This window comes from Acidobacteriota bacterium (genome assembly GCA_018268895.1).
Taxonomy (GTDB): Bacteria; Acidobacteriota; Terriglobia; order Terriglobales; family Acidobacteriaceae; genus Edaphobacter.
This window is the reverse complement of sequence record JAFDVP010000013.1, coordinates 69,111-85,037: the sequence shown is the minus strand read 5'-3', so window position 1 is coordinate 85,037 and position 15,927 is coordinate 69,111. Positions and strand designations below refer to the sequence as shown.

Below are 15,927 nucleotides of genomic sequence, written 5' to 3'. Positions count from 1 at the left end.
GCAACTCCTTGCAGCATCTCGTCGTCCATGCAATCGAATCGCCTTTAATTCTTCTTGTGCGGACGGTGGATTTGGTATATCTCTAACCCACCCATGCGCATACGCTTTGCCACGCTTGCATTAATTACAGGTCTTTGCGGACCGCTTGCCGCGCAGACCAGTTGCACCGGTTTATGCCAGCAGCAGGTATCCTGCCCGTCTGGCCAGACGACATCAATCAGTGGAATAGTCTATGCGCCAAACGACACCGATCCTCTGCCAAATGTGACGGTGTATATCCCGAATGCACCAGTCGATGCCTTTACGGCTGGGGTCAGCTGCCCGGCTCCAGGAACCATCCCCTCAGGCTCTCCTCTGGTCGGCACCTCGACCGGGGTCGACGGCAAATTTACGCTCGCCAATGTCCCGGTAGGCAGCAATATACCGCTGGTGATTGTGGCGGGACGATGGCGGAGGCAGGTCGTGGTTCCGAGTACAGCAGCGTGTACAGACACCGCCTTCTCAACACGCATGCCCCAGAACCAGACCGAAGGCGACATCCCCAAGATTGCGATTGTGACGGGCTCAGTCGATGAGGTTGAGTGCGTTTTGCACAAGGTCGGAATCAGCAATGCTGAATTCACTAACCCCACGGGTACTGGAAGGATCAATCTCTACTCCGGCAGCGGTTCACCGGGCACTCGGATCGACGCGACTTCACCCAACGAGGTGACACTAACCAGCAATCTTTCCGCTTTGAAGCAGTATGACGTACTGATGCTTCCCTGTCAGGGCAGTTCTAATTACACAAAAAACGCGACCCAACTCGCTAACTTCATTCAATATGCCAACGCAGGTGGCCGAGTCTATGCCAGCCACTTCAGCTATGTATGGATGAATACAAACCCGCCTTTCAACGGCGTCGCCAACTGGGCGGTCAACCAGAGTCCGTTGCCGGATGGAACGGCGACAATCGATACCACCTTCTCCGACGGAAGCACACTCGCCCAGTGGCTTCAGCTCATCGGAGCTTCGACAAACCAGGGTCAGATTGCGATCAACCAGGTGAAGCACGACCTAAACGGTGTGATTGCTCCAACCCAGTCGTGGCTGACGCTGAACGACCCGGCACACGGCAATCCGGTGCAGCAGTTCACGTTCAACACCCCGGTTGGCGCTACTAATCAGTGCGGGCGCGTGCTGTTCAACGAGTATCACGTCGAAAATCCACCATCAGGCAGCAGCATCTCCAACGTTGCCTATCCCAACGAATGCCCCAACACCGCAATGACGCCGCAGGAGAAGCTGCTTGAGTACAGCCTCTTCAATCTCAGCAACGACGGCGGCGCGCCGACGATGACTCCCGCTTCGGCAGATTTCGGCTCAGAGTCCGCCGGATTTACGTCTGCCGTGAAGAGTTTCGTCTGGAAGAACAACTCCATCTTCGCCGTGTCGATGCTTTCACTCTCTGCAAGCGGTGACTTCGCCGTTACCTCGAACTCGTGCGGCTCGGTTGCATCCGGCGCCACCTGCCAGGTCGATGTTGTCTTCAAGCCAACGGCGCTTGGCGCGCGCACTGGAACGCTGACGGTGAAATCGAGCGCCAATACGCTAACTGCTGCGCTGACGGGAACGGGCGCGCCGCCCATCACCTCATCGACGACTGCGCTGGCATTCGGCAACGTCGATGTTGGAGCGCCAGCCTCGCAGACGGTCGGCATCACCAACACTGCTCCGGGAGCGGTGCCCGTACCCGCACTAACCACCTCTGGCGATTACTCCTTTACGACAACCTGCGGAAGCACGCTGGCTGCCGGCTCGTCCTGCACAATTACAGTCAGCTTCAAGCCCACGACGACGGGTTCGCGAACCGGAACATTGACCGTGGCTTCAGGGGATCCCGCTTATCTTGGTTTCCCCGTACAACTCACCGGCAACGGCGTCGACTTCACCTTTGCGCTCAATCCAGCATCTGGATCTGTCATAGCCGGTCTCTCGACGCAGACTACGGCGATGACCTCTCCTATAGCAGGCTTCGCCGCGCCGGTAACGGTCAATTGCCGCACCAATGCTCCCGCTTCGACATGCGTGTCTTCTCTGACTTCGTTCATACCCTCAGCTCCGACTTCGGCAACTATTGCAATCAACACGGTCTCGCAATACACCGTAGTCGGCTATAGCGGAACTGCCGGGACAGGGCTCCTCTCATGGATCGCCGTCGCGAGCGGACTTTTGTTGTGGACAGTGCGACGGCGCACCAGGACACAGGGCTGGCGAAACCTGACCGCCTTGCTGCTGGCTGCCGCCGGTATCGCCTCTCTCAGTGGGTGCTCAGGAAAGCTTCCTGACCGTAACAGCGTCTATACAACGCCGGGAAGCTATACCTACACGCTTAGCGCCACGGACGGCACGATCACGCATACGGCTACTTACCAGCTTACGGTGACGGCGAAGTAGCTTCAGCCTCGGCTCGGAGCTTTGCCCAGCAGCTCGCGAGCGATCACCATGCGCTGAATCTCGCTGGTGCCTTCGCCGATGGGACATAGGCGCACGTCGCGGTAGAACTTCTCCGCCGGGTAGTCCTTGATGAAGCCGTAGCCGCCGTGGATCTGTACGCCCTCGTCGCAGATGCGGCAGGCTGCCTCGCTGGCGTAGAGCTTCGCCATCGCCGACTCGAGCGTGACCTTCTGCCCCTCGTCCTTCATCTGCGCGGCGCGCATGGTCAGCAGCCACGCGGCATCAAGCTCCGTCGCCATGTCGGCCAGTTTGAACTGGATCGCCTGGAACTCGCTGATTGTCTTGCCGAACTGCCTGCGCTCCTTCGCATACCTGATCGCCGCATCCAGCGCGCCGCGTCCCATACCGAGACTGAGCGCAGCGATCGAGATACGTCCGCCGTCGAGCACACGCATGGCGTCCTTGAAACCGTCGCCCAGTTTGCCGACGCGGTTCTCTTCCGGAACCTCGCAGTCTTCAAAGATCAGCTCTGCCGTGTCGCTGGCGCGCAGGCCGAGCTTATTCTCCTTCTTGCCGGAGCGGAAGCCCGGGGTTCCGCGCTCGACGACAAAGGCCGAGATGCCGCCGTGCGTCCCCTTCTCCTTGTCGGTCACGGCCAGCACGACCGCGCAGTTGGCATAGCTGCCGTTGGTGATGAACGTCTTCGAGCCGTTAAGCACCCACCTGTCGCCCCGCTTGACCGCCATCGTTCGCGCACCACCGGCATCGGAACCCGACCCCGGCTCCGTAAGCCCCCACGCGCCGAGCCATTCGCCGCTCGCAAGCCGCGGAATCCAGCGGCGGCGCTGCTCGTCGTTGCCGGCCAGCATGATATGGTTCGTGCAGAGCGAGTTGTGCGCGGCGACAATGATTCCCACGCTGCCGTCGACCCGCGAAAGCTCTTCGATCGCCAGAACGTATTCGACGTAGCCCATCCCCGCGCCGCCGAGGTCCTCAGGAAAGATCACTCCCATCAGCCCCATCTCGCCCAGCTTCTTCACGACGGCATGGGGAAACTCGCTCTTCTCGTCCCACTCCGAGACATGCGGTGCGACCTCGCGTCCGGCAAAGGCGCGGACCTCTTTCTGAAGCCGTTCCTGCTCTTCGGTCAAACCGAACATCCCACCCTCCACGGTGTCACATCATAAGGATGGCTTATAACGCTATCACATCGATGGATAGTCTGCTTTGCCAAATGACAACCGCCGTCATTCTTCCATGAGAAGAGGCGCACCCTCCAGGGATATTTGCGAGGAGATTGCGTACAGACTTCGATTCGCGCTCTGGGCACACAAGGGGGATGCGAATCCCAGCCGCTCCTCGGTAGTTTGACTACAGGACCTCAAAGGCCGCCAGAAGGACAGGCCGGGAAGTCACCTGCGTTTTCGCGGTAAAATAGAACTATCGTGGACCGCTCTTCCATCACTCGCGCGACAGCATGGCTTTGGCTGGCAGCTACCGTCGTAGTACTCGTCATCGGCTTCCGGCAGGCTATCTTCGTGGCCCCGATGGAAGCGACGATGGGCAATCTCCAGCGCATCTTCTACTACCACCTGCCACATGCTGTTCTCGGCTGTGTCTTCCCTTACGTCAACGTCATCGCTTCGCTTGCTTTTTTGTACTGGCGACGGAGAGATCCCCTGAAAGCCCTTACCGCCGATGCGTTGGCAGTGGCTGCTGCCGAGATTACCGTGCTCTACGTAGGAATCGGTCTTGGCACAGGAATGCTCTGGGGCAAGCCTGCGTGGGGAATATGGTGGGCATGGGACGCCCGGCTGACCACATACCTCATCCTGTGGCTGCTTTACGTCAGCTACATCCTGCTGAGGCGCTATTCGCCTACGGGGCAGACCCCCACCCTTGCCGCAGTTCTCTCGGTCTTTGCCGCCATCGACGTCCCCATTACCTTTATGTCGATCCGGTGGTGGAGAACCCAGCATCCCGCTCCTGTCTTCGGCGGCGACGGCAGTCTCGATCCGAGCTTTTACGCGGCAACCCTCTGGAACGTTGCCGGATGGGCGATGTGGGGAATCTTCATTCTTGCCTTCCGCTTTGCGCTGGAGCGCCGACGTCAACTCGCCGAGCAGGAAGCAGCGCTGCTGGCCATCGAAGCCTCGCTTGAGACGCCACAGTAACCCGGAGCTATTTGCATGACATGGCAGACCTTCTTCGACTTTTCGACAATGGCTCACCGCCACCTGGTCTTTGTGTATGCCGGGGTCATCGTGGTGCAGCTCGGCTATCTCGGCTGGATCGCTCGCAACTGGAATAGAACCGACCGCTGAAACAGCTAACCGCAAATTAAAAAAATCAACGAAGCTACAGAGGCCGTAGCTTCGTTGTCCGAGAAGGATTTACAGACGATGTGAGAGTTCCCCATCTGGCAACTCTTCGCATCACCTACGCAAACACACGGCTACCGGGAATGTTTCGGTCTCTCAGAACTTTCCTTTTTCCACAGTGCACGGGCGTTCCCGGTTTCTCCGGAGCCAAACCCGCGCTTGCAGGCAGAGAACACCCGCCGATAGACTCGCACCAGTGCCTAAAGCTCTCAATCGTCAGCCAGTAAGCAGGTTAGCCCTGCTCTCGCTCGCCCTGGTGGCCCTGCTCTCCGGGTGCCGGCGCAGCGGCTTCCCCGACGTTCCCGCCGGTTACCGCGAATTCGCATACATCACCAATGGGACCTCCAACACAGTCACCGTCCTTGACCTGGTACAGCTTCGCCTCGACCGTACCCTGCGGGTGGGCGACGAACCTTCGGGAATCGCTGCAAACCCCAGACGCAACGAGGTTTACGCGGTCAACACGAAGTCCGGAACGGTGACTGTGATCGACGCTTCGAACAATTCGGTCGTCTCAACCATCGGGGTCCATCGCCTGCCTTACGCCATCAGCGTCGACGCCCAGGGGGGGAGGGCCTACGTCGCCAACTCCGGCTCCAACTCGGTCAGTGTGATCGACCTCGACCGCAGACGCGAGATCGCGGCAGCCGGTACGGGGGAGCAGCCCGGCCTGGCCCGTATCTCGCCGGACATGCGTTCGCTCGTTGTCTCGAACCGTGGGTCGGGTAGCGTCTCCGTCTATGACGTCGAGCCGTATACAACCACATACATCGCTCCAGGTGGCCAGGGATCGCCGGAGGCCCCACTGCCTGCCCCCGCCCCCCACCATGAGTCCACTACGGCCTCACCCCTGCGCTTTCGTGCTGCCTTCCCGGGGTGCCCAGGGGCGACGGACATTGCCATCCTGCCGGACTCCTCAAAGGCGTTTGTCGCATGTTCGGGTGGGCACCAGGTAATGGCGATCAGCCTCGCAGCTGAGCCGTCGTCGTGGGCTGCCCGGCAGAGTGCCAATGCGCTTAAAGACCATCTGCTGACGATGCTGGACGTCGGTGCGACCCCTGTCCATCTGGCCATGAAACCGGACGGGGGGGAGATCTTCGTCTCCAACTTCGGCGACGACTCCATCTCCGAGATCTCGACCTGGACCAATGAGGTGGGCGGAACCTACACCATCGGCAGCAAGCCGACGCATGGGATCGTCAGCCACGACAACTCCACCCTATGGGTTTCGGACTTCGGCTCCGACCTGGTGAGTGTGTACAGCATCGACGATGGTCAGCTTGTCACCACCATCCACACCGGCTCGGCCCCGGACGCGCTTGCCTTCTCCGCCGACGAGCATGTGCTGCTGGCTGCCGACGCTCATTCCGGCGATGTCGCGGTGATCCGTACCCAGGGACGCCAGGGAGCGGCGCTGTTTACGATTCTGCCCGCCGGAGGAAGCCCCAACGCCATCGCGGTCAAGTCATACACGGTTCGATAAGCCTGCTATCAAAATGAATCAGGCCTGACGCGCGAGAACCAGGGTAATGTCGTCGGGCTGTTCCTCTGCGCCGATCCAGGCATCGAGCGCCAGCATGACCTGGTTGGAGATGATGTGTAGCGGCTGGTCGCGATACCGGGAGACAACTTCCATCATGCGCTCCTCACCGAACTCGCCGAAGTCGTTTTCAGGCTCGGTGACCCCGTCGGAGTAGGCCACGAGAATGTCGCCTGAGCGCATCTGGAACCTGTCTTCCTCATAGCTCATGCCGTCCATCAGGCCGACGACGGTGCCGCCCCGGTCGAGCCTGCGGACGACGTTGTCTCTTCCTAACACCAGCGGAGGGAGCTGGCCTGCGTTGGAGTAGGTCAGCATTGCCGTTGCCGCATCGTAGTGGGCGAGGAAGAGCGTAGCGTACTTCTCCGGCTGAGTGCTGCGGTAGAGGTGACGATTGAGCAGCGAAAGAATCCTGCCCGGCGACTGAAAGAGTTCGTCGCAATCTCCACCACGCTCATCGCGGCTTGCCAGCAGTCCGGCCACTGGAGATTCGCTGAAGACCAGCTCCTCGCTGGCAAAGCGATAGGCGCGCACGGCGGAATGCAATGTCGCCATCAGCAATGCTGCGGAGATGCCCTTGCCACTGATGTCGCCGATAGCGATGCCTACCCCCGTCTCGCGCCGGCTGGCAATGCCGTTGTGCGCCTCTTCGTGGAAGATGAGGAAGTCATAGTAGTCGCCCGAGACGGAGCGGGCAGGGCGGCAGACGCCGTGCAGCTCGAGCGTCGGCAGGCTCCTGATCTGACGGGGAAATAGGTTGGCCTGCACCTCCTGGGCGATCGTGATCTCGTTCTGAAGGCGCTCCTTTTCCTTTTGCTCCTGCATCAGCCGCTGAAGCGAACCCGTCATCTTATTAAAAGAGCGGCTCAGGTCCGCGAGCTGGTCTTCGCGCGTCACGCCAATGCGGTGGTCGAAGTCGCCTTTGTCGATCTTCTGCGTGGCCGAGTAGAGATCGGCAACCGACGCAGTCATGGTCCGGCTGAGACGTATGGCCATAATCAGCGCCAGCAGCTCGATCACCCCAAAGAGAACGCAGAGGACGATCAGGCCGACACGATACGCGCTGGTAACGATGCCGCCAAGCGAAGAACCAAAGAGCTGGTTGTAGAGGCGCGATGGCCGGGAATCGACCTTGATCGGGATATTGTCATGCTCCCCCGTGTCCCAGTCCGTCACCTCGAGGGTGGAGAGAAAGTTGACCTGGATGTCGGCAAGGTTGACCGGGTCGGATTGCGTTCCGCCGATGATCGGGGCGGAGTGCCTGGGAGTCCTGTCCCGCGCGCGCAGCCTGATTGTGTTTTTCGCCTGTCCCTGACTTTCCTGGGCGCTCTGGCCAGAGTCGTTGCTGCCCAGCCTGTCCTCAGGACGCAATTGGGCCCTGCCCAGGCCGCTGGCGACCACGTCCATCATCTTGCTGTCGACGATCAGGCTTGAGACCAGGCTCAGTAACTTGCCATCATTCAACCGCTGCTGATTGACGACCGTAAGGTAGAGCTCACCACCATCGAGCACAAGTCCCTGGAACTGTCCGCCCTTCAATTCAGCGGCCCATGGTGGAAGTCCCAGGGGGGTCTTGCCACGCACTGGCATTCCCAGTTCGACAGGAGCTCCGTTCACGTAGGCGGAGGCCACATGCGGCAACCGGGGCCGGGCGGCGCTTGCTGTCTGCTCAGCGCCCGCCAGCACCTGAGGCGGAATCGGCCGCCCCTGAATAAACTGCGCTACCACGCCGACACGATGGGAGTTGTCGTTGCTCATCTGCACCAACTCCTCCTGTATGCGGGAGTCGGCAAGATGGATCGCAAACTGGCCGGCAGCAATATATGCGGAGATCATCACCAGGGTGACGAACAGCACCACGGGAGCCAGACCAATCAGCAGATAGGTGACGACCAGCTTGTTGCGCAGGCTCCACAGCATGTGGCGGCGGACGATGCGCACAAGCAACGGGATGGCCACTGCCGCCAGCGCAATGCCGACCAGAATCTGAATGATGCTGAAAAACCCGCCGATGGAGCCGGGAATCAGGCGCAGCAAGAGTAACAGGCAAAACCATGCAGCCAGCCAGAAGACCGCCCCTTCCAGTCCCGAAGGGGGGCGCCAGCCCCGTCGTTGCGATTTTTCAGCGACCTGCATCATTCTTCCCCGCTGCTTCTTTCTCTTCCTCTGCCTTCGCCTGCCGTGCCATTCGCAAGGCGTATCGCGTGGCGGAGACATGGGCCCCGGCCAGCAGCAACAGGCCGGTAAGAAAAGCCCACATCATCAATCCAACCGATATATAGAACGGGCCGTAGACCGATTTGAAATCGAGCCACGGAAGCGCCCGGACATAGAGATACTTTGCCACCTCCCAGAGCAGACCGACCATGACCGCAGTAGGAAGGACCGCGCGGGGTGGGATCCTGCGATTCGGGAGAATCCAGTAAATCAGAAAGAAGATAAGAATGCTTGCAATCACACCGCATATCTTCAGAAACCACGTCGAAACAACGGCGTAGGCCAGGTTCTGCGTGTGCCCGAAGAATAACCAGGTAAGAATGATCCGCGATCCCGAGGTAAAAGACACCGAGACCAGCGCAAGCAGGCCGACGCCAAAAGCAAGCCCTAGCGAAACAGCCTGATTGTGCAGATAGCTGCGGTTCTCGCCGACTCCCCACACATTGTTCAGCGCTACCTCAAGCGGAAGAAAGACACCGGTTGAGCTGACCAGCAGCATGACCAGCGAAAAAAACTGGACTCCTTTGCCGGGGTGGGCGAGCAACTGCATGTTCCGCATGACGAAGTCCTGTCCGACAGGGAGAAATCCCCGCATCATATCGCCGACGACCTGCTCCATATTGCGTGAGTGGAAGACCCCGCGGCAGAGCGTCAGCAGCAGCACGATAAACGGAAACAGCGAGAGGATCGCATTGGCCGCGACACTGAAGGCGTAGGTATGGACCTCGGTCCTGGCCATGTACTGGATCAGCGCCTTGACCTGCGAAAGAAAGCCTCCCCTGGGCACGGTCGGGCGAACACGTTCCAATGGAACGTCCGGCAGACTGTCCATATCTTTCCCGGAGGGATTCGCAAGAGGATGCACCTGCTCCACAACGGGGTCCGGCTTGGTTTTCGGGGGGAGGATCGAGAACATATATTAGAAGACGTTTGAGAGACAGGCCCGAGTTGCAACAATCAGATTCGATGCTAGCAGAGTGAGCCTCCGACTCAAGATGCTCCGCCGGCTCCGTTAAAGCGGCGATTCGTCCTTGCTTGGTGTTCTTTCGCCGCCGAGTAAGCGGTCCATTGCCCAGCGGGCAGTTCCGGCAAGCACTTCGTCGCCCTCAACCTCACTCCACAACTTCAATTGCGGCAGAAAAGCAGGATTGCCGCTGTTGCCCATTGCGATGGCGACATTGCGATGCAGCCTCTTCCGCCGCGTGCGTTCTAAAGGCGAGCCCTTGAACTGCTCGCGAAACCCTGTTGCGTCCAGACTGGCCAGCCATGCAAGCGGCGGGTTAACCAGCTCTCCGCGCGGCTTCATTCCTTCTTTTACGGCGACAGGGGCGCGGCGGTTCCATGGGCAGACGTCCTGGCAGATGTCGCAGCCAAAGACCTGACGCCCCATCGGCTCTCGCAGCTCGACGGGGATGTCTCCCTTCTTCTCGATTGTCAGGTAGGAGATACACCTCGATGCGTCCATCTGGCGCGGTGCAACCAGGGCATGGGTGGGGCAGGCGTCGATGCAGCGCGTGCAGCTTCCACAGCGGTCTGCCGCAGCCACGCGCACCGCCCCCTGCGGGACAGCCAGTGAGGTGACGACAACGCCGAGCAACAACCAGGAGCCGAGTTCCTGGTTGATGACGCAGGTGTTTTTGCCGATCCATCCAACCCCCGCGTGTGCGGCGACGGTTCTCTCAACCAGAGGCCCTGTATCGACGTAGCAGCGTGTCTCGCAGCCGGCGCGGTGCTTAATCGCTTCTTCCAGCAAACGCAAGCGGCCGAGCAGCTCATCGTGATAGTCGGTGGGCCTCAGATGTCCACCCTCATCCTGACTTCCGCTCCAGGCGTAGCGCGCAATCCATCCGGTATCGGGGGGAGCCTCTTCAATGGAACGAGGCGCGGAGGTGTTGTAGTTCATGGCGCAGACGACGACCGATTGCGCCCAGGGCATGGCGATTTGCACCGCCGAGCGCAGAAGTGTTCCCTGCTCGTTGCGACGCTTCAGATACTCCATCTCACCAGCGCGACCGGCATCGACCCAGGAAGAAAATCGCGCGGAGTCTTCTGCCGCGGCTTCGCTGTCAGGCGGCGAGAGCGAGGCTATCTCCATGCGATCGAAGCCCGCGTTCAGGGCAATCCCACGCAGCATCTGCTCCAGTCCGGCGGTCCATTCGCCGACGGCCTGACTGCCAACCCCTCTGTGACTTTCTCCCTGCATCAATTAAAGGTAAACTGATGTTACGGAGAGGTGGCAGAGCCCGGTTGAATGCACCTGACTCGAAATGCGATTTCCCCTCTTCTGCACCGGATCGCACGAAATCGCACAACGACTCTAAAAGCATTTCCCTACAGTAGAATAAGCGACTTGTCCGGCTTGCACTCTTCCGCATCGAATCGCACCAACTCAGAAATCAAAAGGACACCACATCGGACGCCAGGTTCCGTCCGTTTGTCCTACTCAATAGCTGTTCGAGAGTTCGGATGAGTTACGCGGAAACGTGCCTCACGTCACTCTGGTCTTTGGAACCAATGGAGCGCTTTTGATGGCGGAATGAAGGGTGGAATCGGATCTACGAAGAACGAGTAGGCAGATGATCAAGGCAAGTGGATGCATGAATCCCATCATTGTAAAAATCGGCCCGTAGGAGACGCTCTGAGCGATTCGGGCTATGACGCCCTGGAACAGAAACCCTCCAACGCCACTGCCCAACATCAGCAGTCCGGATACTGTACCGATGCAATCGACGGGATAGATATCGTTGGTAATTGTCATCAGGTTTGTCTTCCATCCCATATGCGCAAAGGTAACGATGCATAGCACCGCAATGAGGGAGATGCGAGATTGGATGGACGGCACCAAAAGACTTATCGGCATCAGAAGCGCGCATGCCGTCATTGGAATGAGGCGAGCTTTAACGGGACCTCCAGTGAAGGGAATCAGACGATCGGATACCCAGCCACCCAATATGCCCCCAATATCGGAGGTCAGATAGGGGAGCCAACCAAAGAGAGCCACTTCCTGCAATGAGAAGCTGCGCTGTTCCTGAAGAAATCCGGGAAGCCAGAAGAGATAGAACCACCACACGGGATCTGACAGGAATCGTGCGAATGTCAAAGCCCAAAGATCCCTGCGGCGTATCAGGTAACCAATAGAGTTCTCGCCTTCGGGAGAGAATAATTGCTGGCCTGACCGGATGTAGTCCAGTTCTTCATCGGTGATGGAGCCGTGGCGCGCTGGAAGCCTGAAAAAAATCAGCCAGGGTATAAGCCAGACAAAGCCCAGCAAACCGGTCACAAGAAAGGCATATCGCCATCCGTGGCTTACGGCTAGCCATGCCACTAAAGGAATCGCCAGAATCGCACCGACCGCAGAGCCTGCATTGACGAGACCGTTGATGGTCGCGCGTTCTTTAGGCGGATACCATTCGGAGGCAATTCTTCCCGCTGCAGTATAGTTGCCCGGTTCACCAATGCCAAGGAGCACTTGGAAGATCCGAAGCTGAGCTCCGGTTCGCGCAAAGACATGGAGGATATTAGCTAGAGACCACCAACCGACAAATAACGCAAGCGCCTTGCGAGTTCCCCAGCGATCCACAAGGAATCCGGACAAGACATACATCACGGTGTAGGCAACGAGCCAGCCCTGGATAATTCTGGCGTACTCCAGTTGAGACAAGTGGAAGTCTGCCATAATGCGAGGCTTGAGTACGGCAATCGTCTGGCGATCAATGTAATTGATGACCGTTGCAGCAAAGAGGAGGGCGGCAATATACCAACGTAGATGTCGAAGCTTTCGCACGAATAACAGCCGCCCTCTGGAAGGGTTAAAATGTTCGAGTTGAGTAAGAGGCAGGGCTGATGCGAGACCAGCCCCGCTCTGTTTAGAAGCGAATCTTGCCCGCAAACTGGATCTGACGACCATCAGCAGCCGAAGTAATAGTACCGAATGTACCACTCTGATTCAGGCCATTCGTTCCTGGGACAAAGGTCATGTTGGGCAGGTTGAAGTTGGGGTGATTGAAGACATTGAAGGACTCAACGCGAAGCTCGAACGAGACCCGCTCGGTGATCTTCGTGTTCTTGATCGCGGAAAGATCGACGTTGATGACACCGGGGCCGCGAACGTTCGGCAGGGTGCGCGGGACATTGCCGAACGTATAATCCGCCGGATTAATAAATGCCCCTGTGTTGAACCACCGCGAAATGGTCGGATTGTCGACCTTGGCGTTCGCTCCGGGGACAAAGTTTGGTCGACTTGCCAGCCGGTTGTTTGCACCGGAGATGGTCAGAGGAACACCGCGCTTCCACTGGGTTACCGTATTCAACTGCCATCCGCCGATGATCCTGTCGACCCATGGGCCCACGTTTGCCCCGAACGTCTTGTTCCTCCCGAACGGAAGATCGTACACGGCGCTAAAATTGAGCGTTTGCGCGCGGTCAAGCGGATCGATGGATCGTTCGGCCTGGCGATCATAGACGTTCTGATAACCGGTAATGTCAGCTTGCTGCACACCATTGAATGTCACAGGCGTCGATATGCTGTTGTCGATCAGTTTGGTCTTGGTGTATCCAAGGACTGCCGTCAGGCCCTTTGTCATCTGCTTTCTTAGCGAGATCTGTAGTGCATGGCCGATGAAATTGCCATCGTGAGGCAAGCGGCGTGAAACGCCGACATAGTAAGGAAAGGCGAGCAGAGACTGCTGACGACTGATGGTCGTGGTCTTCAATGTGCTGGTGCTTGGCAGCAGGTTGTAGTACGGATTGGGAACAGCATCCTGCAGTTTATTGCCGAGCGAGAGATACGACGGATCGATGGAGTTCATCGAGTAGCTGTTTGCTACAAAGTGCGTTCCATGATTGCCTGCGTAAGCGACGTCCAGCAAGCTCCTCAACGGAAGGGTGCGCTGTACCGACAGGACCCACTGTTGCGATTGAGGAGTTGTGCCGTCGTTTTGCGCATCGTAGGTTACGCTGCCACCGAGAAGGCCATCAGGTCCGAGCGAGGCTCCAAGCGGTTGGATGGGCTGAGAGGGCAGACCGTTCTTTAGATACATCGCAGGCAGGTTGATATTTGCGCCAGGTGCAGAGTAAGTAGTCACTGTGCTGGCGAACCCGGTCGTTGCTCCGAAGAAGTCCGTCGAGAAAATTGTGGGATAGTAGATTGCATAGCCGCCGCGCACAGAGGTGGTCCCGTTACCGAAGATATCCCATGCGAACCCAACACGAGGCGCAAAATCTGTATTGTCGGTATTTCGGAAACTCCGAGGCTGGCCACCAACGCCGGCATAGACCATCGCGCCCGCCAGTCCCAGCGGGTCTTTGATAAACGGGTTGAAGTTGCTTTGGCCATTGTTTTGCTCGAACGGATAGCCTTGCCTGTCATACCGCAACCCAAGGTTCAACGTGAGTCGATTGTGAATCTTCCATAGGTCCTGAAAGAAAAAGGAAAGAGAGTGATTTGCTTGAGAGGCGCCGAGAACGGTATCAACGGTGGCCGATGTTACCGCTCCGGCCATATAGGAGGCGAATGCGTAACCTGTTCCACTCTGACTTTGTGGATTTCCCGTAAGACCACTCGCGAAGCTGTAAAGGCCGGAGGGCTGGGCTGTCTGTTTGTTGTAGCCGCGATCAATTCGGAAGTCGACTCCGAATCGCATCGAGTGCTTTCCGTGAACCAACGTCATGATGTCCGAAAACTGAGGATTAGTGGCAGCGCGCTTACCCACGGCCGATGTTGAGGAGGTAGCAAAGCCATTCGACATGCGTGGAAAGGTGTCTGATGGAACATTCGCCGGCATTCCTACCTTTTGCGGCCAACCCTGATTGTAGCTCGACGTTTGGAAGGTGAAGTTTGTGCGTAGTACGGAGAGTCGTGCTTCATTGATGAAGGAGGGCGAAAAGATAAAGGTATCCTCCACGATGAGCGCGTAGTTTGCGAAGTTGTCGTAGCGCAGGCCAAGGAACGGCTCAATGACGCTGTATAGCCCTCCGCCCGTATCCGTTCGGTGTAGAAAGGAACCGTAACGCGCGAACATCGTATGACGATCTGACCAGGAATGGTCGCCTCGGATGAGGTATTGCCGCATCGACCGTTGATTTCCAGTAGGCCCTGTATAGTTATTTGTCTGCGTGTATGGATTGTCTGGGGTTCTGTTTGGTGCGGGGTAATAGGCGTTGATTGCTTTAGCGACGGGATCGATCTGGCTCGCGGGGATTTTATTTCCCGGATATTGGTCGCGGATATAGCCGCTTCCGCTGGGATTTACTCGCGTCGTCGTTGGATCGTAGACTTTAATTAAAGTTCCGGTTGCACTGCGCAGGTTGGAGAAGTCGCCAGCCTTCCACTCCGCAGTGGGTACGGATGCAATAATCTGCTGGCCGAGGTTGTACCTGTACTCCTCGTAGTTGCCGAAATAAACCGTCTTTTTCCCAATCGGGCCGCCGAGTGTCCCTCCAAACTGGTTGTACCGTAGTTTGGCAATGGCCTGCGGTTTCGGGTTGAAGTAATTGCGCGCATCAAACGCGTCATTGCGCAAGAACTCATAGGCTGTGCCGTGAATGTGATTCGTTCCGCTAGTAGAGACCATATTGATAACGCCACCGGCAGTGAAACCGTACTCAGGCGCGATAACTCCCGTCTCGACCTTGAACTCTTGAATCGCATCCGATGCGGGATTCAGGCTGATCTCGTTGATGTAGGTCTGTACATCGTTCTGTCCGTCGATCAGAACTGCGTTCGCAGCGTTTGGGCCATTGTTGATACTGATGGAGGCGACGAGAGAGCCGCGATCAGCGAAGCCTTTGTTGGTGGGGCCGGCATTGGATGTAACACCGGGCGAAAGCTGCGCTAGCGCAAGGACGCTACGGCCATTCACGGGAAGATCCTGGATTGGACGCCGCGAGAATACGGTTCCCAATTCGGTGGATTCGACGTTGACCTGAGCATTTTCCGTGGATACATCAACGGTTTCGCTGATACTGCCGATGACCAAGGAAAAGTCGACCTTCAGGCGAGAGTCGACTTCTACGATTACGCCATCGCGCTGCTCTCCGCGAAAGCCATCCCGCTTGACGATCACGGTGTACACACCCAGAGGAATTGAAGGCGAGGAAAAGTTGCCATTCGGGTTTGTCTTCAGTGCGATCTTCTGTTGTGTCGCCGTATTGATGAGGGTGATGTCGGCATCATAAATCGGTGCGGAGGTCTGATCCTGGACGTGACCGCTGATGATGCCGCCTCCCTGTTGCGAGAAAGCGGGGATCTGGAACATGCTGAGGACGATAACAAGCAAGAACAGGACGAGAGAGTTAATACGGGCGTGCTTCATTGATATGCTCCGAAATAATGCACAAATTGGCTGTGGGATT

Annotated in this window: 9 protein-coding genes; 3 read left to right on the top strand and 6 right to left on the bottom strand. The window is 57.9% G+C overall.

All coding sequences use genetic code 11. From position 1 onward, the window contains the following. Positions 1-93: 93 nt before the first annotated feature. The gene (locus tag JSS95_16325; GenBank protein ID MBS1801379.1) at positions 94-2,436 is read left to right on the top strand and encodes a choice-of-anchor D domain-containing protein; all 2,343 of its coding nucleotides are present in this window, start codon (positions 94-96) and stop codon (positions 2,434-2,436) included. A gap of 2 nt (positions 2,437-2,438) precedes the next feature. On the opposite strand, the gene JSS95_16320 is transcribed toward JSS95_16325, so the two are convergent. Then, entirely contained in the window at positions 2,439-3,596 is a 1,158-nt protein-coding gene (locus JSS95_16320) for an acyl-CoA dehydrogenase (protein MBS1801378.1), read from the bottom strand. A gap of 285 nt (positions 3,597-3,881) precedes the next feature. Here JSS95_16320 and ccsA point away from each other — a divergent pair, with 285 nt between their 5' ends. Then, the gene (ccsA, locus tag JSS95_16315; GenBank protein ID MBS1801377.1) at positions 3,882-4,610 is read left to right on the top strand and encodes a cytochrome c biogenesis protein CcsA; all 729 of its coding nucleotides are present in this window, start codon (positions 3,882-3,884) and stop codon (positions 4,608-4,610) included. Between the two features lie 460 nt (positions 4,611-5,070). Then, positions 5,071-6,300, top strand: coding sequence for a YncE family protein (locus JSS95_16310; protein ID MBS1801376.1), 1,230 nt, complete (start codon positions 5,071-5,073; stop codon positions 6,298-6,300). An 18-nt stretch (positions 6,301-6,318) separates the two neighbouring features. Here JSS95_16310 and JSS95_16305 read toward each other — a convergent pair whose 3' ends face one another. From JSS95_16305 to JSS95_16285, 5 genes are all read right to left on the bottom strand, one after another. Beyond that, a complete protein-coding gene (locus JSS95_16305) occupies positions 6,319-8,496 on the bottom strand; it encodes a SpoIIE family protein phosphatase (protein MBS1801375.1) in 2,178 nt (725 codons plus the stop codon). Further along, positions 8,480-9,406, bottom strand: coding sequence for a YihY/virulence factor BrkB family protein (locus JSS95_16300; protein MBS1801374.1), 927 nt, complete (start codon positions 9,404-9,406; stop codon positions 8,480-8,482). Before JSS95_16300 ends, JSS95_16305 begins: the two co-directional genes overlap by 17 nt. Positions 9,407-9,586: 180 nt before the next feature. After that, complete coding sequence (gene queG, locus JSS95_16295; GenBank protein MBS1801373.1) at positions 9,587-10,708, bottom strand: tRNA epoxyqueuosine(34) reductase QueG; 1,122 nt, start codon at positions 10,706-10,708, stop codon at positions 9,587-9,589. 354 nt (positions 10,709-11,062) lie between these two features. After that, positions 11,063-12,358 carry an MFS transporter gene (locus JSS95_16290; GenBank protein MBS1801372.1) on the bottom strand — a complete coding sequence of 432 codons (1,296 nt, stop codon included), beginning with the start codon at positions 12,356-12,358 and terminating at the stop codon, positions 11,063-11,065. An 82-nt stretch (positions 12,359-12,440) separates the two neighbouring features. Beyond that, positions 12,441-15,887 carry a TonB-dependent receptor gene (locus tag JSS95_16285; GenBank protein ID MBS1801371.1) on the bottom strand — a complete coding sequence of 1,149 codons (3,447 nt, stop codon included), beginning with the start codon at positions 15,885-15,887 and terminating at the stop codon, positions 12,441-12,443. Positions 15,888-15,927: the final 40 nt, after the last annotated feature.